Below are 22,686 nucleotides of genomic sequence, written 5' to 3'. Positions count from 1 at the left end.
GAAATCCTTGGGGGGCGTCCCCGGTCGGGCGCGGCATAACGAGTTGAAACCATGCGCCCAATCGCCATCATCGGTTACGCCGCCCGCCTGCCCGGAGCCCCGAGCGCCGACGAGGCCTGGGGGGTGATGGCCGGCGGGCGCAGCGCGGTCACCGAGATCCCCGAGGATCGCTGGGCCTCGATGCATTTCCTCGCGCCCGGGCGGATCGAGGCGGGGCGCAGCCTGACCCGCGCCGCGGGCGTGCTCGACACCGCCTTCGACTTCGACGCGAACTATTTCGGCATCGCCCCCGCCGAGGCCGAGCAGATGGACCCGCAGCAGCGCCTGCTGCTGGAGCTTGCGGCCGAGGCGATGGCCCATGCCGGCCTCGATCCCGACCGGCTGGACCGCGACCGCGCCGGGGTCTTCGTCGGCGCCTCGGGCGTGGACCACTCGGTGGTCGGACAGCATGACCCGGGCGTTGTCGGGGCGCAGTTCATGCTGGGCAACACGCTGTCGATCCTGGCCAACCGGATCTCGTACACCTGGGACCTGCGCGGGCCGTCGCTGACCGTCGACACCGCCTGTTCCTCGTCGCTGGTGGCGCTTGATCAGGCGCGGCGGGCGCTGGCGGCGCGCGAGATCGACACCGCCATCGTCGGCGGCGTCAACCTGCTGCTGTCGCCGGTGCCCTTCGTCGGCTTCAGCCATGCGACGATGCTGTCGCCGAACGGCCGCTGCGCCGCCTTCGGCAAGGGCGCCGACGGCTATGTCCGGGCCGAGGGCGCGGTGGTCTTCGTGCTGCAGGCCGAGGAGGTGGCGCGGGCCGCGGGCGCGCGCATCCGCTCGCGCCTGGTCGGGACCGGGGTCAACACCGCCGGGCGCACCACCGCGATCACCATCCCCTCCGAGGCGCAGCAGGCCCGCCTGATCTCGGAGGTCTGCGACCGCTTCGGCCTCGACCCCGCGCGCATGGCCTATGTCGAGGCGCATGGCACCGGCACCCCGGTCGGCGACCCGCGCGAGGCGCGCGCGATCGGCGCGGTCTATGGCGCCGGCCGGGCGCGGCCGCTGCCGATCGGCTCGGCCAAGACGAACTTCGGCCATCTCGAGCCCGCCTCGGGCCTCGTCGGGCTGCTGAAGGCGCAATTCGTGCTGGAAAAGGGTCTGATTCCGGCCTCGCTCCATGCCGAGGAGCCGAACCCCGAGATCGATTTCGAGGCGCTGAACCTCACGCTCGCCCGCGATGCGCGACCGCTCGACTTGACCGGGCCGGGGGCGCTGGCGGCGGTGAATTCCTTTGGCTTCGGCGGCGCCAATGCCCATGCGGTGCTGGCCTCGGTCGAGCCAGAGCCGATGCTGGCCGAGGTGGTGCTGGCCGAGGTCGGCGCCGCGCCGCCCGCCCTGCCGCCCGCGCTGATGCTGAGCGCGCAGAGCCCCGCCGCGCTGGACGCGCTGGTCGCGCGCTGGCAGGCGCTGGTCGCGGCGCGCCCCGCGGACCTCGCGCTGCAGATCGCCAATGCCAACCACAACCGCGCGCGGCTGCGCCACCGGCTGTGCCTTGGCGCCGGGACGATCGCGACGCTCGAGGCCGAGATCGCGGCCTGGCGCGCGGGCGAGCACCTGCAGGCCGCCCCGCCGCGCAGCCCGCGCCGGGCGCTGCCGGTGGCCTTCGTCTTCTCGGGCAACGGCGCGATCTGGAGCGGGATGGCCCGCGCGAACCATGCCGGCGACCCGGCGTTTCGCGACAGTTTCGACGCGACGGCGGCGCTGGTCGCGGCGGCGGGCGGGCCGGCGCTGCTGCCGCTTCTGCTCGACGACCAGCCCGAGGCGGCGCTGCGCCCCGCGGGCATCGCGCAGCCGCTGCACCTGGCCGTGCAGCTCGCCATCGTCGACGCGCTGGCCGCGGCCGGGCTGCGCCCCGCGGCCTGCCTTGGCCATTCGCTGGGCGAGGTCGCGGCCAATGTCGCCGCCGGGCGGCTGTCGCGGGCGGACGCGGTGCGGGTGGTGCTGGCGCGGGCGAAAAGCTTTCAGCCGCTGTTCGAGACCGGCGGCATGGCCGCGCTCGCCACCGGCCGGGCCGAGGCCGAGGCGCTGATCGCCGCGGCGGGCCTGCCGCTCGACATCGCGGCCGAGAACAGCCCCGCCAGCGTCACCGTCAGCGGCCCGGGCCCGGCCCTGACCGCGCTGGTCCGGGCCGCGCGCGCGGCCCGGATCGCGGGCAAGGTGCTGGCCGTAGCCTATCCCTATCACGGCCGCGCCGTCGACACGCTGGAACGCGAGATGCGCGCCGCGCTGGCCGGCATCGGCGGGCGCACGGGCACCGGCGGCATGGGCACGGGCACGGCGTTCTACGCGGGATTCTCGGGCCGGCGCGCCGACGACATCGCGCCCGACGGCGACTACTGGTGGCGCAACGCCCGCCGCCCCGTCGCCTTCCGCCAGGGGATCGAGGCGCTGGCCCGCGACGGCTTTCGCATGATCGTTGAGATCTCGCCGCGGGCGGTCCTGCGCGGCTATGTCGCCGAAACGCTCGAGACGGCGGGGGCGGGGGCCGTCGTGCTCGACACGCTCGACCCCGCGCGGGCCGCGCTGCGCCAGGCCCCGGCGCTGGCCCGCCGGGCCCTGGCCGCGGGCGCGGCGCTGGACGAGACCCGCGTGCTGGGCCCGGCGCGGCCCTACCGCTCGGCCCCGCCCGCGGCGGCGTTCGAGCGCAAGACCCTGCGGCTCGAGGCCGCGCGCGGGCCCGACCTGTTCGGCCGTCGCCCGCAGCACCCGCTGCTGGGCGGGCGGGTCGCGCCCGACCTGCCGGCCTGGCGCGGCTCGGTCTCGGTCGCGCGGCTGCCGTGGCTGGCCGATCACCGGGTCGGCGGGCGGGTGATCCTGCCCGCCGCCGCGATGCTCGAGATGCTGGCCGCCGCCGCCGAGGAGGAATTCGGCGCCTTCGGCTGGGAGCTGCGCGATGTCGAGATCCTGCGCGCGGTCGAGCTGCCCGAGGCGGCCGAGATCCCCCTGCGCACCACCTGGGAGCCGTCGGCGCGCCGGATGGTGATCGAGCAGGGCGGGGCGGCGGGATGGCTGCCGGTGGCGGTCGCGCGGGTCTTCGCCGCGGTGCCGGCCGCGCCCCTGCCGGCCGCGCCCGAAGCGGTGGATTGGGCCGAAACAGGGTCGCTTTACGCCGGTCTCGCCGGGGCGGGGCTGGCCTACGGCCCAGCCTTCGCCCGGGCCGAGGCGCTTGGCTGGGCCGGGGCGGAGCTGCGGCTGCGCCTTGGCGGCGCGGGGCTGGACGGGATGCTGATCGACCCGACCGCGCTTGACGCGGTGATGCATGGGCTGGCGGCCTTCGCGCCGCTTCGCCGCGCGCCCGGGGCGGGGCCGCTGGTGCCGGGACGGGTCGGGCGGCTGCGGCGGCTGGCGCCGGGACGGGTCGCGGGCGGGGTGCTGAGCCTGCGCCACGCCGGCGACGAGGGCGCCGAGGCCGACCTGCGGCTGCTGGACGACGCGGGGCGCGAGGTCGCGCGGATCGAGGGGCTGCGGCTGCGGGCGATGCCGCTGCCGCGCCCGCGCGAGACGCTGTTCTGGACCGAGACGCTGGTGCCGGTCGCCGGCACCGGCCGGGTGCCGCTGCCGGCGCTGGCCACGGCGCTGGCGCGCGCGCCGGGGGCCCCGCCGTCGGATGCCGACGTGCTGCGCGGCGCGATCGCGGGGCGGCTTGCCTGGGACCTGGTGATGTCGGGGCGCACCGACGACCGGCTGGCCCCGGCGCTCGACTGGCTGGTGGGGCAGGGGGTTCTGGATTTCCACGCCGATCCGCAGGCCGACGAGGCCGACTGCCCCTGGCCCGCGCTCGACCCGCTGATCGCCGCGCTGTCCGAAGCGCCCGAGGACGTGCAGGCCGAGCTTCAGGCGGTGCTGGCCGCGGATTGCGGGCGCCCGCCGCCGCGCGAGCCGCCCGCGGCCCGGGCGCGCCGGGCGCTTGCGGGTGCGCTCGCGGCCGAGGCGGGGGCGATCCGCGGCCATGTCGCGGTGCTGGGCGCGGTCGATGGCGCGCTTCTGGCGGCGCTGGCCGGCCCGGGCCGCATCGTGACGCGCATCGGCCTCGACCCCGAGGCGCTGGCGGCCGAGCGGCTGCATTATGACCGCCCGGGCCTGCGCTTTGCCGCCCTCGACGATCCCGGGCCCGGCGAGCGCTTCGACCTCGTCGTCGGCGCCAATGTCGCCGAGACGCTGCCGGCGGCCGACTGGCACCGCGTGCCGGGCCTTGTCGCCCCGGGCGGCGCGGTGCTGCTGATCGAGGAAGAGATCGACCTGTTCGCCCGGCTCACCGGCCGGTCGGGCACGCCCGGCGCGCTCGACCGGCTGGCCGCGATCCTGGCCGGGGCCGGGATCGCGCCGGAGCTGGCCGCCGCCGCCGCGGGCGAACACCTGCGGCTGCTGACCGCGCGGGCAGCCACGCCGGAGCCGGCCCTCCCGGCATTGGCTGTGCAGGGCACGGGCGCGCTGGCCGCGGCGCTGCGGGCCTGCTGCACCGCGCCGGCGGATGAGGGCGGGCCTGCGGTTCTGGCGCTCGACCGGGTCGAACCGGCCGCGCTGCGCGACCTGCCGCCCGGGCAGCCGCTGTGGCTGGTCGCCGCGGCGGAGACGCTGCCGGGCTGGCGCCGGGTGCTGGCCAACGAGACCGGGCGCGACCTGCGCTGCGCCACCGTCGCGCCGGGGGCGGACCTCGGGCTGCTGGCCGTGCAGCTGGCGACGAGCGACGAGCACGAGCTGGTCGCGGGCCCGGAGGGCATCGCAGGCCCCCGCCTGCTGCCCTGCGATCCGCGCGCCGTGCCCCCGGGGCCCGACGACCGGGTGATCCTGCACAGCCCGCGCCGCAGCGCCACGCTCGAGGATCTGGGCTGGGTCGCCGCGCCCCGCCGCGCCCCCGGCCCCGGAGAGGTCGAAATCGCGGTCGAGGCGACGGCGCTGAACTTCCGCGACCTGATGTGGGGGCAGGGGCTGGTCCCGCCCGAGGCGATCGAGGCGGGCTTTGCCGGGCAGGGCTTCGGCATGGAATGCGCGGGGCGCATCCTGCGCGCCGGGCCGGGGGCGGGCTTTGCGCCGGGCGAGCCGGTGATCGCCTTCGCCCCGCAGGCCTTCGCCAGCCACGTGACCGTCGCCGCCTCGGCGGTGATGGCGCTGCCGCCCGGCATCACGCCCGAAATCGCGGCCTCGGTGCCGGTGATCTACCTGACAGCCGATTACGCGCTGGGCGAGCTTGCGCGGCTGCAGCCCGACGAGACGGTGCTGATCCATGGCGCGGCAAGTGGCGTGGGCCTGGCGGCGGTGCAGGTCGCACAGGCGATCGGTGCCCGCATCATCGCCACCGCCGGCAGCCCCGAGAAACGCCGCTTCCTGCAGGCGCTGGGGCTCGAGGCCGTGCTCGACAGCCGCAGCGCCGATTTCGGCGACCGGGCCCGGGCGCTGACCGGCGGGCGCGGCGTCGACGTGGTGCTGAACGCGCAGGCCGGCGAGGCGATGGAGCGCGGGATCGCCGCGCTTGCCCCCTTCGGCCGCTTCGTCGAGCTGGGCAAGCGCGACATCTATGCCAACAACCTGATCGCGCTCAGGGCGCTGCGCGACAATGTCTCGCTGATGGCGGTCGATGTCGACCAGCTGGTGGCGCATCGCCCTGGGGTCGCCGCGCGGGTGATGGCGCGGGTGGCCGCGGGGCTGGCCGAGGGCCGGCTGCGGCTGCCGCCGGTCAGGATCTTCGCGGCCGCGGAGGTGGCCGAGGCGTTCGGGCTGATGCAGCGCTCGGGCCATCTTGGCAAGATCGTGCTGCGCGCGCCGGACCCGCATCTGGTGCCGCGGCGCGAGGCCGGGGTACCCGATCTCTCGGGGCGCTGGCTGATCACCGGCGGCACCGGCGGCTTCGGGCTTGCGACCGCGCGCTGGCTTGCGTGGCAGGGCGCGACAGAGCTGTGGCTGGCCAGCCGCAGCGGCAGTATTCCGCCCGAAGACCGGGCCGCGATCGAGGCGATCGGCGCGCGCGTAGAGCCTGTCGCGGTCGATGTGACCAACGAACGGGCCATGGCCGCGCTGATCGACCGGATCGGGCAGGGCGGGCCGCTTGCCGGGGTGGTCCATGCGGCGGCGGTGCTGGACGACGGCCTGTTCCAGCAGGCGGCGGACGCGACGCTCGCGGCGGTGCTGGCGCCGAAGGTGGACGGGGCGCGGCTGCTCGACCGGCTGACCCGGCCGCTCGGGCCGCGCCACTTCTGGCTCTATTCCTCGGTTTCGGCCCGGTTCGGCAACCCGGGGCAAGCGGCCTATGTCGCCGCGAGCCACGCGCTCGAGGCGCTGGCCGCGGCGCGCCGGGCCGAGGGGCTTTGCGGCCTCGCGATCGCCTGGGGTCCGGTCGCGGACGCGGGCATGGTCGCGCGCGACCCGGCGCTTGGCGCCGTGCTCGCGCGGCAGCTGGGCCGGCTTCTGACCGCGGACGAGGCGCTGGCCGCGCTGGGCGAGGTGATCGGCGCCGGGGCGCCGCCGCCCGTGGTGACGATCGCGCCCGTCGACTGGGCCCGGCTCGCGCGCGACCTGCCGGTGATCCGGGGCCCGCTGTTCGCGGCGGTGGACCTGAGCGGCGGGCGCACGGATGCCGCCTTCGACCTGTCCGAGCTGGTCGCGCGGCGGGGGATCGCGGTCGCGCGGCGCGAGGTGACCGAGATCCTGGTGGCCGAGGTCGCGCGGATCATGCGCGCCGCCCCGTCCGAGATCGACCCCGCGCGGCCCTTCGTCGACATGGGTTTCGACAGCCTGATGGCGATGAACCTGAAGATGGCGGCCGAGGAGCGGCTGGGCCGCGAGGTGCCGCTGCGCGGCCTGACCGAGGATCTGGGGATCGGCGCGCTGGTGCAGCAGCTGTTCGACGCGCTCGACCGGGGCGGCGCGGCGAGCGCGGCCGAGGAGCTGGCCGAGCGGCACCTGACCGGCGAGACCGTCTCGCACGAGACCCGGGCGCGGATCGTGGCGCAGGTCGACCGCAGGACCGGGACATGAGCGGGCGCAGCCAGATGATGGCGGCGCTGCGCGCGCGCCATGCGGGCCCCGTCGCCGCGGCACCGCCGCGCACCGGGCGCGACCCGTCGCGCACCGACCTGACCACGCTGCCCGGCTACCGTCAGGTGCAGATGGCCCGGATGGGCGCCGAGGCGCTGGCGCTGCCGAACCCGTTCTTCCGCGAGATCGAGGCCGTGCGCGGCACCGAGGTCCGCATCGGCGGCAGCTGGCGGCGCAACTTCGCCTCGTACGACTACCTGTCGCTGAACCGCTCGGCCCCGGTGCGCGAGGCGGTGGCGCGGGCGGTGGCCGACTGGGGCGTGTCGAGCACCGCCTCGCGGCTGGTGGGGGGCGACTATCCCTATCACCTGTCGCTGGAACGCGGGCTGGCGGAGTTTCTGGGGCAGCCGGCGGCGCTGGCCATGGTGTCGGGCCATGCGACGAACCAGGCGATCCTGCGGATGATGGTCGGCCCCGGCGATCTGGTGGCGGTGGACGCGCTGGCCCACAATTCGGTCTTCGAGGGGATCCGGGTCTCGGGCGCGTCGCACGTGAGCTTTCCGCACAACGACTGGGCCTGGCTCGACCGCCATCTCGACACCGCGCGCGACCGCCACGGCCGGCTGCTGATCGTGATCGAGGGTCTCTATTCCATGGATGGCGACACCCCCGATCTGGCCCGCTTCGTCGAGGTCAAGCGCCGGCACGACGGCTGGCTGATGATCGACGAGGCGCATTCGATCGGCGTGCTGGGCGCCACCGGCCGCGGTCTGGCCGAGGCGCAGGGCATCGCCCCCGGCGAGATCGACGTGACGATGGGGACGCTGTCCAAGGCCTTTTGCGCTGCCGGCGGCTTCGTCGCCGGGCCCTTGCCGCTGATCGAGCTGATGCACACCGCGCCGGGGTTCCTGTATTCGGTGGGCCTTCCGGCCCCGAGCGCCGCGGCGGCGACGGCGGCGCTGGCGGCGCTGCGGGCCGAGCCGGGGCGGGTGCGGCGGCTGCAGGCGCTTGGCAGCCATCTGAACGCGACGGCGCGCGCGGCCGGGCTCGATTGCGGGCCGGCCGAGGGTCACGCGATCGTGCCGGTGCTGATCGGCGACAGCGCCCGCGCGGTCTGGGCCTCGGCCCGGCTGCTCGAGCGCGGCTTCAACGTGCTGCCGATCATCGCGCCGGCGGTGCCCGACAAGGCGGCGCGGCTGCGCATCTTCCTCAACGCCGACCACCTGCCCGACCATGTCGAGGCGCTGGTCGGCGCCATCGTCGCGGTGACCGACGCCGCCCGGGCGCTGCGGTTCTAGCGCCGGGCCTCTTCATCGGCGTCGGGCAGGGTGCGGGCGCGGGTGAAGCTGTCGATCCAGTCGCCGAGGGGGCGCGGCAGCAGGTCCTCCAGCCGCACGAGCGCCACGAGCAGCGCCGGGAAGGCGATCTGCGCCCGCCCGCGCGCGAGGCCGCGCGCGATGATCCGCGCGGCCGTCTCGGGCGGCAGCGTCAGCGGGCGCGGGCCGAGGTGGCGGTCGGTCATCGGCGTGTCGATGAAGCCCGGGGTGATCACGCTGACCCCGACGCCACTGCCACGCAGCGCCCGGCGCAGCGCGATGCCATAGGCGCGAAGGCCCGCCTTCGTGGCCGAATAGCTCAGCAGGTCGGCATGCGGCGACAGCGCCGCCAGAGACGAAACCAGGGCGATCCGGCCCCGGCCGCGCGTGCGCATGCCCGGCACGACCGCCTGCACGATATGCAGGTTCGCCGTCAGATTGACCGCGATCACTCTCTCGGACTCGCCGATCGGCTCGCAGCCATGCTCTTGCCCGGTCTTCACGCCCGCATTGGCGATCAGGAGGTCGATCGGGTGGCGTCGGTCATAGGCGACCAGCGCCGCGGCCACGGCGGCGGGCGCGGTCAGCGGCAGCGTGAGCAGGTCGACCTCGGCGCCGCGGGCGCGGGCGGCCGCCGCGGCGGCGGCGAGCCGGTCCGGGTCGCGGCCGCACAGAAGCAGCCGGCGCCCCGGTGCCGCCAGCTCGGCGGCGAGCGCGCGGCCGAGCCCGCCGCTGGCCCCGGTGAGGACGATGGTGCGCAAGCTCATGCCTCTGTTCCGGTGGCGACCCAGGGCGGGGCGGGGGGCGGCGGGGCGGCGAGGCGCTCGGCCAGGGCGCGCGCGCCGATCCGCGCGGCGGGTCCGTCGAAGCCGCCGGGCACGTGGTAGTCGCGGCGCAGGAAGCGCAGGAAGGCCGCGGTCTCGACCGGGTCGGGCGCGCGCGGCGCCTGCCAGAAGCAGGCGAGCGGCTGCGGGTCGGTCAGCCGCGGCAGGTCGTAGATCGCCCGGCCGAGGGTCTTCACCGGCCGCCCTGCCGCCAGCGCCGTGAGCCCGACGGTGCTGTTGACGGTGACGACGCCGGCGGCGCGGGCGATCAGCGCCGGCAGGTCGCCGCCATCAAGCCAGATCACCCGCTCGCCGAGGGTCCCGGCCAGCCCGGCCAGCTGCCGGTCCCAGCGGGCGCGGCCGTTGTCGAGCGGATGGCCCTTCACCACCAGCCGCGCCGCGGGCGGGGCGTGGCGGGCGAAGCAGGCCACCACCTCGGCCAGGATCGCGGCCAGCGGCTGGCCGGTGCCGTGAGTGCGGATCTGGTAGTCGGTGGCCAGCTGCAGCGGGAACAGGAACAGCGGGCCGTCGCCGGCGGCGATGCGCGTCTCGGCCCGGCGGCGCCCGGCGCGGCGGGCGGGCCGGCGCAGCCCCTTGCCGATCCAGCCCGCGTATTCGGCCACCGGCCCGTCGAGCGCATGGGGCCGGTAATGCGGATAGCGCAGCGGCGCGAGCGCGAGGTTCGTCGCGTGGTAGCCGAGGTCGAGAGCCGCGTAGCGCAGGAACGAGGCGCGGGGCAGGGCGGGGGTGGCCATCGGCGCGGCCTCGTCGCGCCGCGCGGCCCAGGCGGCGGGGATGCCCGATCGCCCGCCCATGCCCCAGGTCTCGACCGCGATCAGGTCCGGGCGCAGGTAGCCGTGTTCGACGATCCAGGGCGTCGCGGGATGGCCGGTCGCGCGCAGCACCGACAGCGCCACGGCATGGTGGAAGCGCCCGTCGCCCAGCATGACCAGGTCGGTCGGCGCCAGGCGGTGCAGGAGGTCGGCGAAGATCTCGGCGAAGGTCTCGGGCGGCGCGCGAAACGGCAGATAGGGCCCGGCCCGCCGCCAATACAGGCGATCGGCGGGGGAGACGCCGAGGCGCGTAACATATGCACCAAATGCAACGCAAAATTGTGCCGCGGCAGCGAAGAACGGCGAGGACGGTCCTTGCAGGAACAGGATGCGCCGCCCAGAAAGAGAAGATCCTTTTTCGGGCAAGCTGTTCTCAGACATGCTGATTTCCCAGACGCGGGCAGATGCAGGAATCGCCTTCCGCCTTCCCCGCGCGCCGCGGGCGGGGGAGGAGCGGGTGTTCCTGATGCTGCAGGGCCATCCCTCGCCGTTCTGGGGCGAGCTGGCGGATGGGCTGGCGGCGGCGGGGGCGCGGGTGGTCAAGGTGCACCTGTGCGCGGCCGACCCGCTGTTCTGGGGCCGCCGCGCCGGGATCAGCTTTCGCGGGCGGCTGCGCGACTGGCCGGGCTTCGTCGGCGATCTTTGCGCGCGCGAGGGCGTGACCGACATGCTGTATTTCGCGGACCGGCTGCCCTATCACGCCGCCGCGCAGGCCGAGGGCGCGCGCCGGGGCATCGACTGCTGGGCGATCGAGTTCGGATACCTGCGCCCCGACTGGCTGACGCTGGAGCGTGACGGGATGGGCGCACGCTCGCATTTCCCGCGCGACCCCGCGCTGTTGCGGGCGATGGCCCGGCTCTGGCCCGAGCCGGACATGAAGGTGCGCCACCGCCACGGCTTCGCGCAGGAGGCCGCGCTCGAGGTCGGGTTCAACCTGGCGATGGTCTTCGGCCGGCCGGCCTTCCCGTTCTACCGCGCCGACAAGCGCTATTGGCCGGTGGCGGAATACCTTGGCTGGATCCCGGTCCTGCTGCGCGCCGGGCGCGAGGCGCGGGCCGCCGCGGCTCTCGAGGCGCGGGCGCGGGGGGGCGGGTTCGACTACAACCTCGTCGCGATGCAGATGCAGGGCGATTACCAGATCCGCGAAAGCTCGCCCTATCGCGACCTGACCGAGTTCCTGCGCGAGGTCATGGGCTCGTTCGCGCGCCATGCCCCGGCCGGGCGGCAGCTGGTGATCAAGCTGCACCCGCTGGAAAGCGACCTGCCGCGCTGGGGCACGCGGATCCCGCGGCTGGCGGCCGAGGCCGGGCTGAGGGGGCGGGTGCAGGTGATCCGCGGCGGCGACCTGCAGGCGCTGCTGACCCATTCCCGCGGCGTGGTGATGGTGAACTCGACCGTCGGGTTGCACGCGCTGCGGCTGGGGGTGCCGGTCTGCGCGCGCGGCTCGGCGGTGTTCCGGGTGCCGGGGCTGACGCATGAAAGCGGGCTCGACGGGTTCTGGACCGCGCCGGCGCCGGTCGATGCCGCGCTGTTCGCGGCCTTTCGCCGGGTCCTGGGCTCGATCCAGGTCAAGGGGTCGTTCTTCGCCCCCGAGGGCCGCCGGGTGGCGGTGGCCGAGATGGTGCGGCGCCTGACCGACCCGGCGCGGCGGCCGATCTGACAGGCTACTGGCTTTCGATGATGGCATGCTGGTGCCGCCCTAGAAGCGCCAGGCCCAGGATCAGCAGCGACAGCGCCACCGCCACCACGTAGCCCAGCGCGACATAGTCGTCGCGATAGCCGATGTAGAAGGCGCCGCGCATCGCGCCGATGCAGTGCAGCACCGGGTTCCACCACAGGATCGCCTGAACATGCGCGGGCAGGGTGCCGAAGGTGTAGAAGATCCCCGAGGTCAGCATCAGCGGCACCCGGATCAGACCCCAGAGCTGGCGCCAGATCGGCACGAAGGGGAAGGTGACCGCGTTCATCACGCCCATCCCGAGGCCGAGCAGCGCCGCGCAGCCCAGGCCCTGCAGCGCGCGGGCGATGTCGAAGCGCAGACCCTCGCGCAGGGTCAGCGCCACGACGGCCAGGATGATGGTGCCGACCACGGCCAGCGTCAGCAGCGTCAGGAAGAAGCGCGCCAGAATCGCGGCCAGCGGCGTGACGCCGGGCAGCTGCATCAGCTCGCGGTTGACGGCGACGGCGCTGCCCGCCTGTTCGGCGCAGTTCGAGAAGAAGTAGAACGGCAGGTAGCCGGTGGCGTAGAACAGCAAAAAGCTCTTGCCCAGCGCGGGCGCCGCCAGCAGCTGCGACAGCCCGATCGACAGCACGGTGATGATGCCCAGCGGCTCGACGATCGCCCAGACATAGCCGCCCCAGGACCGGCCGTAGCGGGTGATCATCTCGCGGATCATCAGCGCGCCCAGCACGCGCAGCACCGCGAAGCGGTACAGGCCGGCGAGGGCTTCGGTCCTCATCGCGCGTCCTCCCCGGCCGGCATCGCGGGCAGGACGCCGGGAAGGACACCGGGCAGCAGCCCGGACCAGAGCCTGCGCTGCGCCGCGAGACCACCCGCGGCCTGCAGCGCCCGGTTCGCGCGGGCGGTGGCATGGGCGCGGCCGGGCTCTTCCAGCATCCGCGCAAGTTCGTAGCGCCAGCGGCGCGGATCGTCGGGCGCAAGCACGCAGGCGCCGCGCGCCGCCGCCCCGCGGGCCGCGCTCCAGCGCGCCGAGGCCAGCACAGCGGCGCCGAACTGGTCGTATTCGCCCAGCTTGTTGACCGAGCGCGCGGCGTTGAAGCCCCCGGGCCGCAGCGGGTAGAGGCCGATGTCGAACCGCTCGCCCGCCATCCAGTCGCGATAGCCCTGCCAGCCCATCGCCGGCAGCCGGGTGACGCGGGCATCGCCCTCCCAAGCCCGGGGCAGCGGATGGTTGCCCGACCACAGCAGCCGCAGGGCCGCGCCGCCCGCGAGCAGCGGCCCCAGCACCTGCGCCAGCCAGCGCGCGTCATCCTGGTGGGTCGCCGCGCCAAGATAGGCGAGCCGCGTGGCGCAGCCCGCGGGCGGCGGCAGCGCGGCGGCGGGGGCGGGCCAGGCGGGCTCGATCCGGCGCACCCGCCCGCCGAGGCCGCGGCGGCGGTAGAGGGCGGCGAGCCGCGGGCTGCCGGTCAGGATCACGCCCGCCGCCCGCTCCAGCCGCCGCGCGGCGCGCCCCTCGATCGCGGCGAGCTTCAGCCGGTACCAGGCCGGCAGCCGCGGATCGGCGATCCCGGCGCGCCAGTCGTCGTCGATGATGTAGACCAGCCGGTCGTGGTCGGGCAGCCGCGCGAGCCCGCTGTCGTGGCGCGCCACGATCAGCGTGCGCCCGGCGCGGAAGACGGTGGGGGCGTGACGCTCGATCCGGCCGGCGGCGATCGCGTCGGCGCAGGCGAAGCCCAGGTACAGGTCGGCCGTCGCCGAGCCCGGCGAGACGATCCGCCGCGCCAGCGCCGCCAGCCGATCGGGCCGCAGAAGCGGGCGGCCGGGCGCGGGCAGGGCGAGCGCGGGCTTCATACGCCAAGCGACCGGCGGTAGGCCGCCAGCGCCTCTTCCAGGTCCTCGAAATACCGCACCGTGCCCTGGTTGAGGAACAGCGCCGCGTTGCACAGCGACCGCAGCGTCGCCTCGGAATGGGCGGCGACGATGACGCGGGCGTTCTCCAGCCGCGCGCGGAAGGCGTCGCGGCACTTCTTCTTGAAGGCGGCATCGCCGACCTCGGTCAGCTCGTCGATCAGGTAGCAGTCGAATTTCGCGGCAAGCGAGATGCCGAAGGCCAGCCGCGCCCGCATCCCCGAGGAATAGGTGCTGACCGGCATGTCGAGGAAGCTGCCGAGTTCCGAGAAATCGGCGACGAACCCGGCCATCTCGTCGGTGTCGATGCCGGTCACGCGGGCGATGAAGCGCGCATTCTGCCGCCCCGTCAGCGCCGGGTGCATCCCGCCCGAGAAGCCCATCGGCCAGCTCATCCGGCCATGGCGCAGGATCCGGCCGCGGTCGGGGGCCTGGCTGCCCGCGATCATCCGCAGCATCGTCGACTTGCCCGCGCCGTTGCGCCCGATCAGCGCAAGGTTGCGGTCGCGCGGCACCGACAGCGACAGGTCGCGCACGATCGTGCGCACGCCGCCCTTAAGCCGGTAGGTCTTGGTCACGTTCTGGAAGTCGATCATCCGTCGCCTCCCCCGCCGGCCTAGCGCCGGTCGCGGATGTTGTAGAAGACCAGCACCGCCACCGCCCAGACCGCGAACAGGCCCAGCACGCAGACCGCCGAAAGCAGGAAACGCCCGGGATAGAGACCATCCTGCGCCAGGCTCGGGCGGACATGGGTCGCGAGATAGCGGGTCTGGCGCCGGGCCTCGGCCCGCGCGACCTGCAGCTGCGCCATCGCCGTGGTATAGGCCTGCTGGGCGAAGTTCAGGTCGACGCGCAGTTCCTCGTAGCGGCCCATCACCCGCGACAGCGGCGGCGCGCCGCCGGTGGGCGAGTTCACGCGCGCCTGCTCCTGGTCGATCTGCTGGCGGATCGCGGCGGCGCGGCGGTCGATGTTCTCAAGCCGCGGGTCGGTGGCGCCGGTGACGGTGGGGGTGATCGTCGCCTTGTCCACCAGCGCCTGCGCCAGTTCGGCCTGCAGCGCCGACAGCACGCCGATCTGGCTTGCCACCGTCGATTCCGGGTCGATGATGCGGTTGTCGTCGCGGAAGGCCTGGATCGTCACCCGCAGCCGGTCCAGCGCCTCTTCGGCGTCGCGCAAGTCCTGCTCGGCATAGACCGTGGCGTCCATCTGCATCTGCACGTTGAGGTGGTTCACCAAAGCGTCGCTGTGGCGGATCACCGAGCGGGCGATGGCGACGCTGTCCTCGGGCGCGAAGCTCAGCACCCGCAGGTAGAGGATGTTGGTGGTGGTATCCAGATCGACCCGGACCATGCGGTTCCAGTAGTCGAGCTTGTCCTCGAGCGAGCGGTCGCGGCGCAGCGAGAAGACGATGTCGCGCGGCGCCCGGTTGAAGACGGTGTCGAGGCCGATCTCGGCATCGACCTCGCGCATCAGCTCGGCCGAGCGGATGTAGTCGTAAAGCACCGCGCCGTCGGGCACCGACGAGCCCGAGAGATGGGTGAAGGCCGCAAGCGCCGAAAAGGCGCTGCCGCTTTCGGTCGAGCGGACCGAGAAGGCGGCCTCGGCATGGTACTGCTCGGCCGCCCAGAGCGTCAGATACAGCGTGCAGGCCAGCCCCGGGATCACGACGACCAGCGCGAAGGACAGCGCGACGATGCGGTGGCGCAGCCGCGACAGGCTGCCGGCCGGGCGCGGCGGCACGGCCGGCGCCGACACCGGGGGCGCGCGCGGGGCAGGGGCCGGCTCGGCCGGCGGCTGGATCCGCTGCTCCTTCATCGGGGCCGCCGTCCTCGGGCCCGGGTCATGGCGAGACGCCCGCGGCAGTGCCGGTGCGCAGCAGCAGCCCCGCGAGCCCGAGCACCGTCTGCGCCGAGACGACGGGCGATTCCGTGGCCATCACCGTGTCGCCCGGGCGGATGCCGAAGGCGCGCGCCGCGAAAAGCCCGTCGGCCCCGGTCAGGTCCAGCACGTAGATCGCGTCGCCCTCTCCCTGTCCCGGGGCGGCCGCAGGCGCGCCGCGCAGCACGAGGATGCCCTTCAGGTCCGCCCGGCTTTCGTTCAGCCCGCCCGCCATGGCCAGCGCGGTCATCGCGGTGATCTCGCTTTCGTCGAAGGGCACGACCTGCTCCGTCCCCGTCGCGCCGATCGCGGTGAAGCTGCGCTCGTCCTCGACCACCATCACCCGGTCGCCGCCGCGCAGCCAGGCATCGGCGCTGCGTCCGGCCAGCAGGTCCTCGGCCCAGGTCTCGTAGACGCCGTCGCCGCGCATCACCCGCACCACCGGGTGGCGCAGGCCCGTGCTGATCCCGCCGCCCTGGCTGATCAGCCCCAGCGTCGACAGCCCCGCCGCCTCGAGCGGGACCGACCCGGGCTGCGGCACGCCGCTGACGAGGCTGACCGAGGTCAGCCGCCCCGGCAGCCGCTGCAGCTGCACCTCGGCCGTCGGCATCGACGGCGCGAGGCTTTCGAGGATCGTGGCGCGCGCCCGCTCCACGCTGTCGCCGCCGACGCCGATCCGGCCGGCATAGGGCACCGCGATCCGCCCGCCGGCATCGACCTCGAGCCCCGTAAGCAGCGCCGACTTGGCCCCGGTCTCGGTCAGCAGCGTGTCGGTGGCGGTGTCCCAGATCGCGACGTTCAGCCGGTCGCCGGGGCGGATCGTCCCGGCGGGGTCGGGCGCCCCCCCGGCCAGCCAGCCATGCGCGAGCCTGCCGCCGCCCGCGCGGCCGTTCAGCTGCGCGACATTGCGGCGGGTCACCGGGATCACGCTGATGCCCGACCCCTGCGCGCGCGCCGTCTCCAGGATCATCGCCGGGCTGCCGGCCCCGCGCGGCAGGCTCGCGCAGGCGGGCAGCGCGGCGCAGGCGATCAGGACAGGCACGAAACCGAGAAATCGAAACAACGTCTTGCCCCTACAACTTCTGTCAATGACGCTACACCACAGGTTGCATCCGCGACAGGCGCAAGCCCGCCCGCCGCGCGGGAAACGCTTAAAGAGTTAAGTAATCTTCCCATGCGATTCAGGCGCGGGGACGGCGCCGCCGGCCCGGCTTCACGCGAGGGGATCCGATGGGCCCGCAGACGATCATGCGCCAGATGCGGTGGGCGATCCTGCTCATGCTGGGGCTTCTGCTGATGGCGGGGGGCGTCAGCATCGGCTCGACCCGCTATCTCGCCGCCGCGGGCACCCGCGTCGGGCAGGAGCTGGCGCCGCTGGGCAATGCGGTGCTGCTGGCCAAGCAGGAGGCGACGGCGGGCTATCTCGCGCTGACGGGCCGCATCGCCGGGGACAATGCCATCGACGGCGACACGATCTTCGCCCGCTTCGGGCAGGCGGAGACGCTGCTGCGGGTGATCGCCGAGGGGGGCGATCTGCCGGGCAACGGCCGTGTCCCGGGCGGATCGCCGCCGGTGCGCGATCTCGCGCAGGCCAGCCTCGCCACGCTCGAGCGGTTGCGGCTGTCGAGCCGCGCGCGGCTTGACGCGCTGGCCGACGGCCAGACCGCCGGATCGCCCGCCGACGCGCAGTTCGACGCGCTATACACGACCATCGCCGACGCGATCGGCGCGGCCGGCGAGGATCCCGCCCTCGTCGATCCCGCGGCGCTGCGCATCCTTGGCCAGATGCGCTATGGCATCACCCGCACCCATCTCTCGCTCGAGGAGCTGCTGGGCGGCGACACCACCGAGACCGCCGCCGGCGTGCAGGCGGGCTGGGCCGAGGCGCGGGCGCGGCTGGCCGACCTGCCGCCGCCGGTCGCCACGACCCCGGCGCTGGCCGGGCTCGACCGTCAGATCGCGACCCTGGCCGGGCTTGCGGCGCAACGGATCGACGAGGCCGCCACGGTCGAGGCCGCCGCCCGCAGCTCGGCCGCCGAATACCGCGCGACCTATGACGCCTTCGCCGGCCAGGTCGACCGGACGGCGGGCCTGCTGCAGGACGAGATCCTCGCGGGGATGGCGGGGCTCGGGCGGGCGCGCACGGTGTCGCTCGCACTGGTCAGCGGGGCGGTGGCGCTGCTGATCGGGCTTTGCCTGCTGGGCCAGCGGCTGCTGCGGCGTGGGGTGGTGATGCGCCTGCAGGAGGTGTCCGCCGCGATGTCGGCGCTCGCCCGGGGCGAGCTGGCGGTCCCCGTGCCGGGCTGGCAGTCGCGCAATGAAATCGGGGCCCTGCGCGACGCGCTGGTCGCCTTCCGCGACGGCCTGCAGGACCGTGACCGGCTGGCGCAGGCCGCCCGGCTGGCCGCCGAGCAGGCCGAGGCCGACCGCGCCCGCACGCTGCTGGCGGAGACCGAGGATCAGCGCCGCCGCACCGCCGCCGCCGAGGCCGACCGGCGGGCCGAGGCCGAGCGCCACCGCGCGGATGCCGCGACCGCCGCCGAGATCGCCGCCATCGCCGCCGCCTGCGCCGGGGGCGATTTCAGCCAGCGCATCGCGGTCGGGCAGCGCACCGGCGTCTTCGCCGAGCTGTGCAACGGCATGAACATGGTGGGCGAGGCGGCCGACCGCGGCTTCGGCGCCGTCTCGACGACGCTCGACCACCTCGCCCGGCGCGACCTGACCCACCGCATGACCGGCGAGTTCCGCGGCGTCTTCGCCCAGATCGCCGGGCGGCTGAACGACAGCTGCGCCGCGCTTTCGGCGGCGCTTGGCGGGATCCGGGGCGCGGCCCGCGCCGTCGACCGCTCGGCCCGCACCATCGGCGAGTCGATGACCGACCTCACCCGCCGGTCGGAACAGACCGCGAGCGTGCTGGAAGAGACCGCCGCCGCGCTCGAGCAGATGTCGGCCTCGGTGCGCAGCTCGGCCGGGGCCGCGGGCGAGGCGCAGGCCGCGATCACCGCGATCGGGCGCAGCGCCGGCGCCGGCAACGAGGTCGTGGCGCGCGCGGTGCTGGCCATGCGCGAGATCGCGGGCTCGTCGCAGGAGATCTCGCGCATCCTCAAGGTGATCGACGACATCGCCTTCCAGACCAACCTGCTGGCCCTGAACGCGGGCGTCGAGGCCGCGCGCGCGGGCGAGTCCGGCCGCGGCTTCGCGGTCGTCGCCTCCGAGGTGCGGGCGCTGGCGCAGCGCTCGTCGGATGCCGCGCGCGACATCAGCGCGCTGATCGGCAGCGCCGAAAGCAACGTGCAGCGCGGCGTCACGCTGGTGGACGAGACCGGCGCCGCCCTGCGCGAGATCGCCGAGGGCATCACCGACACCGGGCGCATGATCGGCGAGATCGCGCGCTCGACCTCGGACACGGCGCATGGCATCGCCGAGATCTCGCGCGCGACGAACGAGCTTGACCGCAGCACCCAGCAGAACGTCCGGGTCTTCACCGAGACCAACCAGGCCGTGGCGAGCCTGCAGGGCCAGGCCCACGACCTGTTCAAGGGCGTGTCAGGCTTCACCCTCGAGGAGGCTCCCCGGGGCAGGATCGGCGTCGCCGCCTGACGCCCGCGCCCGACGATCCGTGTGCAGCAAACGCGCGGCCGATGCACACTTGCACCTGTCTGCAGCGGTAATATATTTGCTGCACACAATCGCCCGGATCCTGCCATGCCCGCTCTCTCGCTGTCGCGCACCGCCCAGGCGGCCTATCAGGACCTGCTGCGCCTGCAGCTCGAGGACAGCGCCTCGGAGGTCCTGGGCAGCATCGAGGAGCGGCACCGCAACGGGCGGGTCTATCTCTACGACAAGTTCCGCATCGGGACCGAGATGAAGACCCGCTATCTGGGCGAGGGCACGCCAGAGCGGCGCGCGCGGCTGGCGCGGGCGGGCGAGCTGAAGGCGGCGGCCGGCACGCGGCGGGAGGCAATGACGCGGCTGGCGCGGATCCTGCGCGCCGAGGGCATGGTGACCACGGACCGCGAGACCGGCTCGCTGCTGACGGCCTTCGCGCGTGCGGGCGTGTTCCGGCTTGGCGGCACCGTGGTCGGCACCGGCGCCTTCGTGCTCTACCAGGGCGAGCTGGGCCTGCGGCTGGGGATCGACGACCTGGCCCAGACCGGCGACATCGATTTCGCAAGCTTCGAGCGGCTGTCGCTGAGCCTTGGCGACCGGGTCGAGGAAGAGCCCGGAGAGATCCTGCGCACGATGCGCTTCGAGGCGGTGCCGGGGGTCGAGGATCGCCAGGTCTGGAAATGGCGCCAGAGCCACGGCCCGGCGATGGTCGAGTTCCTGACCCCCGCCTTCGGTGACGAGAGCGTCAAGCCGCTGCCGGCGCTCGGGGTCTCGGCGCAGGGCCTGAACTACCTCAACTACCTGATCGCCGAGCCGATCCCGGCAGTGGCGCTCTACCGGTCGGGCGTGCTGGTGCAGGTGCCGCGCCCCGAACGCTTCGCGATCCACAAGCTGATCGTCGCCGACCGCCGCCGCGGCGGCCCCGACCAGGCCAAGGCGCGCAAGGATCGCGGCCAGGCGGCGCTGCTGATCGAGGCCCTGGCCGCCGACCGCCCCGACGAGCTGCGCGAGGCCCACGAGGACGCGCTGGCGCGCGGCCCGCGCTGGCGCGAGCGCATCGCGGCGAGCCTCGACCGGATGCCCGCGACCGCGGCGCTGCTCGCGGCCCTCTGAGCGCCGCAAGCGCCTGCCGTATCCAGAGAATTTTATCCACCAGAGTACGAATCGGCGGCCGATCAGCACAGTCGGCGCAGTTCAGTTGCTGTGTTCAGACGGGTACATTTCGATGGCGAATTTTGACAATGCCTCGCGCTCGGCGGTCGGGGGCGTGACCCAGATCGTCGGTACGGCCGGCGCCGACACGATCACGCTCAGCTCGACCTTCCTGCTGATGGGAACGACCTCGGGCCTGATCAGCGGCGGCGGCGGCACCGACGTGCTGAACCTGCAGAACGCCAACATCCGCAGCACCGCGGTCACCGGGATCGAGGCGACCAGGCTGCGGTACGGCGCCAGCATCGATGCCGAAACCATCGACGACCTTGGCACCATCACCCTCGACCCCGCCACCTACTTCGACGGCACCTATCGATACGCCAACGTCTATCTTTCGGGCGACGACGGCGACACCGCCGATTTCGGCGGGCTCGTGCTCGGGGATGGCGAGCGGCTGTATGTCTCCGCCAACGGATTCACGGACGGCGACGCGGTCACGGTCGACTTCTCGGGCGGCAGCTTCACCGGCTCGGCCTTCATCACCTACGCCGGAAACTATTACGCCGACGAGACCGTCACCGGCGGCACCGGCGATGACATCATGGACGCGAGCAGCGGCGACGACGCGCTGTTCGGCGGCGCCGGGAACGACAGCCTCACCTCGGGTTCGGGGCGCGACTCGCTGCACGGCGGCATCGGCGACGACCTGATCGACTTCAACTATGCCACCGCCGGCAGCCTCGCCAATGGCGGCGACGGCGACGACCGCATCGAGATCTCGAGCACGTTCCGAGACTCGACGATCTCCGGCGGCGCCGGCATCGACACGCTGCTGCTGCAAAGCGCCGACCTGCGCGGCACCGCGGTCTCGGGGATCGAGGCGACGGCGCTGCGCTATGGCAATACCCTCGACGCCGAAACCATCGACGACCTCGGCACCATCACCCTCGACCCCGCCACCCATTTCGACGGCACCTATGTCTATGCCAACCTCTATGTCCACGGCGCGAATGGCGACACCGCCGACTTCAGCGACCTGGTGCTCGCGGATGGTCAGCGTCTCTATGTCTCCGCCGACGGCTTTGCCGACGGCGAGGCGTTCACGGCCGACTTCTCGGGCGGCAGCTTCACCGGCTCGGCCTTCATCACCTACGCCGGCAACTATTACGCCGACGAGACCGTCACCGGCGGCACCGGCAATGACGTCATGGACGCGAGCAGCGGCGACGACGCGCTGTTCGGCGGCGCCGGGAACGACAGCCTCACCTCGGGTTCGGGGCGCGACTCGCTGCACGGCGGCATCGGCGACGACCTGATCGACTTCAACTATGCCACCGCCGGCAGCCTCGCCAATGGCGGCGACGGCGACGACCGCATCGAGATCTCGAGCACGTTCCGAGACTCGACGATCTCCGGCGGCGCCGGCATCGACACGATGCTGCTGCAAAGCGCCGACCTGCGCGGCACCGCGGTCTCGGGGATCGAGGCGACGGCGCTGCGCTATGGCAATACCCTCGACGCCGAAACCATCGACGACCTCGGCACCATCACCCTCGACCCCGCCACCCATTTCGACGGCACCTATGTCTATGCCAACCTCTATGTCCACGGCGCGAATGGCGACACCGCCGACTTCAGCGACCTGGTGCTCGCGGATGGTCAGCGTCTCTATGTCTCCGCCGACGGCTTTGCCGACGGCGAGGCGTTCACGGCCGACTTCTCGGGCGGCAGCTTCACCGGCTCGGCCTTCATCACCTACGCCGGCAACTATTACGCCGACGAGACCGTCACCGGCGGCACCGGCAATGACGTCATGGACGCGAGCAGCGGCGACGACGCGCTGTTCGGCGGCGCCGGGAACGACAGCCTCACCTCGGGTTCGGGGCGCGACTCGCTGCACGGCGGCACCGGCGACGACCTGATCGACTTCAACTATGCCAGCGCCGGCAGCCTCGCCGATGGCGGCGACGGCGACGACCGCATCGAGATCTCGAGCACGTTCCGAGATTCGACGCTCTCCGGCGGCGCCGGCATCGACACGATGCTGCTGCAAAGCGCCGACCTGCGCGGCACCGCGGTCTCGGGGATCGAGGCGACGGCGCTGCGCTATGGCAATACCCTCGACGCCGAAACCATCGACGACCTCGGCACCATCACAATCGATCCGGTCGGCTGGAACAGCGGCACCTATGTCTACGCGAACATCGAACTCTACAGCGAAGACGGCGATTCCGCAGATTTCGGCGCGCTCGCGCTCGCCGATGCGCAGGTGCTCAACGTCTGGGCCTACGATTTCGCGGATGGCGAGGCGTTCACCGCCGACTTCTCCGCCGCCAGCTTCGCCGGGTCGTCCCGGATCAGCTACCAAGGCAATTACTACGGCGACGAGACCGTCACCGGCGGCAGCGGCGACGACACGATCGTCGGGGCCGGCGGCGACGACCTGATCCGGGGCGGGGCC

General features: G+C 73.8%; 13 protein-coding genes. 6 read left to right on the top strand and 7 right to left on the bottom strand.

Annotated features, from left to right (window positions below; translation table 11 throughout):
* Nucleotides 1–51 precede the first annotated feature (51 nt).
* Nucleotides 52–7,020 (top strand): SDR family NAD(P)-dependent oxidoreductase, encoded by a 6,969-nt coding sequence (locus V8J39_RS22990; protein WP_336463318.1) that lies wholly within the window; start codon nt 52–54, stop codon nt 7,018–7,020.
* On the top strand, nt 7,017–8,318 hold the full coding sequence (locus V8J39_RS22985; protein WP_336463317.1) for an aminotransferase class I/II-fold pyridoxal phosphate-dependent enzyme: 1,302 nt from the start codon (nt 7,017–7,019) through the stop codon (nt 8,316–8,318). The genes V8J39_RS22990 and V8J39_RS22985 overlap by 4 nt, the downstream gene beginning before the upstream one ends.
* On the opposite strand, the gene V8J39_RS22980 is transcribed toward V8J39_RS22985, so the two are convergent.
* Both V8J39_RS22980 and V8J39_RS22975 read right to left on the bottom strand, forming a co-directional pair.
* Nucleotides 8,315–9,103 (bottom strand): SDR family NAD(P)-dependent oxidoreductase, encoded by a 789-nt coding sequence (locus V8J39_RS22980; RefSeq protein ID WP_336463316.1) that lies wholly within the window; start codon nt 9,101–9,103, stop codon nt 8,315–8,317. The two genes, V8J39_RS22985 and V8J39_RS22980, sit on opposite strands and share 4 nt — an antisense overlap.
* On the bottom strand, nt 9,100–10,374 hold the full coding sequence (locus tag V8J39_RS22975; protein ID WP_336463315.1) for a capsular polysaccharide export protein, LipB/KpsS family: 1,275 nt from the start codon (nt 10,372–10,374) through the stop codon (nt 9,100–9,102). The genes V8J39_RS22980 and V8J39_RS22975 overlap by 4 nt, the downstream gene beginning before the upstream one ends.
* 85 nt (nt 10,375–10,459) lie before the next feature.
* Between V8J39_RS22975 and V8J39_RS22970 the strand changes: the two genes are divergently transcribed.
* A complete protein-coding gene (locus V8J39_RS22970) occupies nt 10,460–11,653 on the top strand; it encodes a capsule biosynthesis protein (protein WP_336463328.1) in 1,194 nt (397 codons plus the stop codon).
* Between the two features lie 4 nt (nt 11,654–11,657).
* Here the strand turns inward: V8J39_RS22970 and V8J39_RS22965 are convergent, their stop codons facing one another.
* From V8J39_RS22965 to V8J39_RS22945, 5 genes are read right to left on the bottom strand one after another with little or no spacing between them, the layout of a single operon-like run.
* On the bottom strand, nt 11,658–12,452 hold the full coding sequence (locus tag V8J39_RS22965) for an ABC transporter permease (RefSeq protein WP_336463314.1): 795 nt from the start codon (nt 12,450–12,452) through the stop codon (nt 11,658–11,660).
* Nucleotides 12,449–13,525, bottom strand: coding sequence for a hypothetical protein (locus V8J39_RS22960; protein ID WP_336463313.1), 1,077 nt, complete (start codon nt 13,523–13,525; stop codon nt 12,449–12,451). The genes V8J39_RS22965 and V8J39_RS22960 overlap by 4 nt, the downstream gene beginning before the upstream one ends.
* The gene (locus V8J39_RS22955; protein WP_336463312.1) at nt 13,522–14,178 is read right to left on the bottom strand and encodes an ABC transporter ATP-binding protein; all 657 of its coding nucleotides are present in this window, start codon (nt 14,176–14,178) and stop codon (nt 13,522–13,524) included. Before V8J39_RS22955 ends, V8J39_RS22960 begins: the two co-directional genes overlap by 4 nt.
* Before the next feature lie 20 nt (nt 14,179–14,198).
* On the bottom strand, nt 14,199–15,398 hold the full coding sequence (locus tag V8J39_RS22950) for a capsule biosynthesis protein (RefSeq protein ID WP_336463311.1): 1,200 nt from the start codon (nt 15,396–15,398) through the stop codon (nt 14,199–14,201).
* A 25-nt stretch (nt 15,399–15,423) separates the two neighbouring features.
* The gene (locus tag V8J39_RS22945) at nt 15,424–16,524 is read right to left on the bottom strand and encodes a polysaccharide biosynthesis/export family protein (RefSeq protein ID WP_336463310.1); all 1,101 of its coding nucleotides are present in this window, start codon (nt 16,522–16,524) and stop codon (nt 15,424–15,426) included.
* A gap of 167 nt (nt 16,525–16,691) precedes the next feature.
* Here V8J39_RS22945 and V8J39_RS22940 point away from each other — a divergent pair, with 167 nt between their 5' ends.
* The 3 genes from V8J39_RS22940 to V8J39_RS22930 form a co-directional block, all read left to right on the top strand.
* Complete coding sequence (locus V8J39_RS22940; protein WP_336463309.1) at nt 16,692–19,061, top strand: methyl-accepting chemotaxis protein; 2,370 nt, start codon at nt 16,692–16,694, stop codon at nt 19,059–19,061.
* Between the two features lie 105 nt (nt 19,062–19,166).
* Nucleotides 19,167–20,183 (top strand): nucleotidyltransferase family protein, encoded by a 1,017-nt coding sequence (locus V8J39_RS22935; protein WP_336463308.1) that lies wholly within the window; start codon nt 19,167–19,169, stop codon nt 20,181–20,183.
* Between the two features lie 112 nt (nt 20,184–20,295).
* On the top strand, nt 20,296–22,686 hold a 2,391-nt coding region (locus V8J39_RS22930), incomplete at its 3' end, for a beta strand repeat-containing protein (RefSeq protein WP_336463307.1).

The organism is Frigidibacter sp. MR17.24 (assembly GCF_037095655.1).
Taxonomy (GTDB): domain Bacteria; phylum Pseudomonadota; class Alphaproteobacteria; order Rhodobacterales; family Rhodobacteraceae; genus Frigidibacter.
The sequence above is the reverse complement of the archived record's forward strand: the minus strand, read 5'-3'. Positions and strand labels throughout refer to the sequence as shown.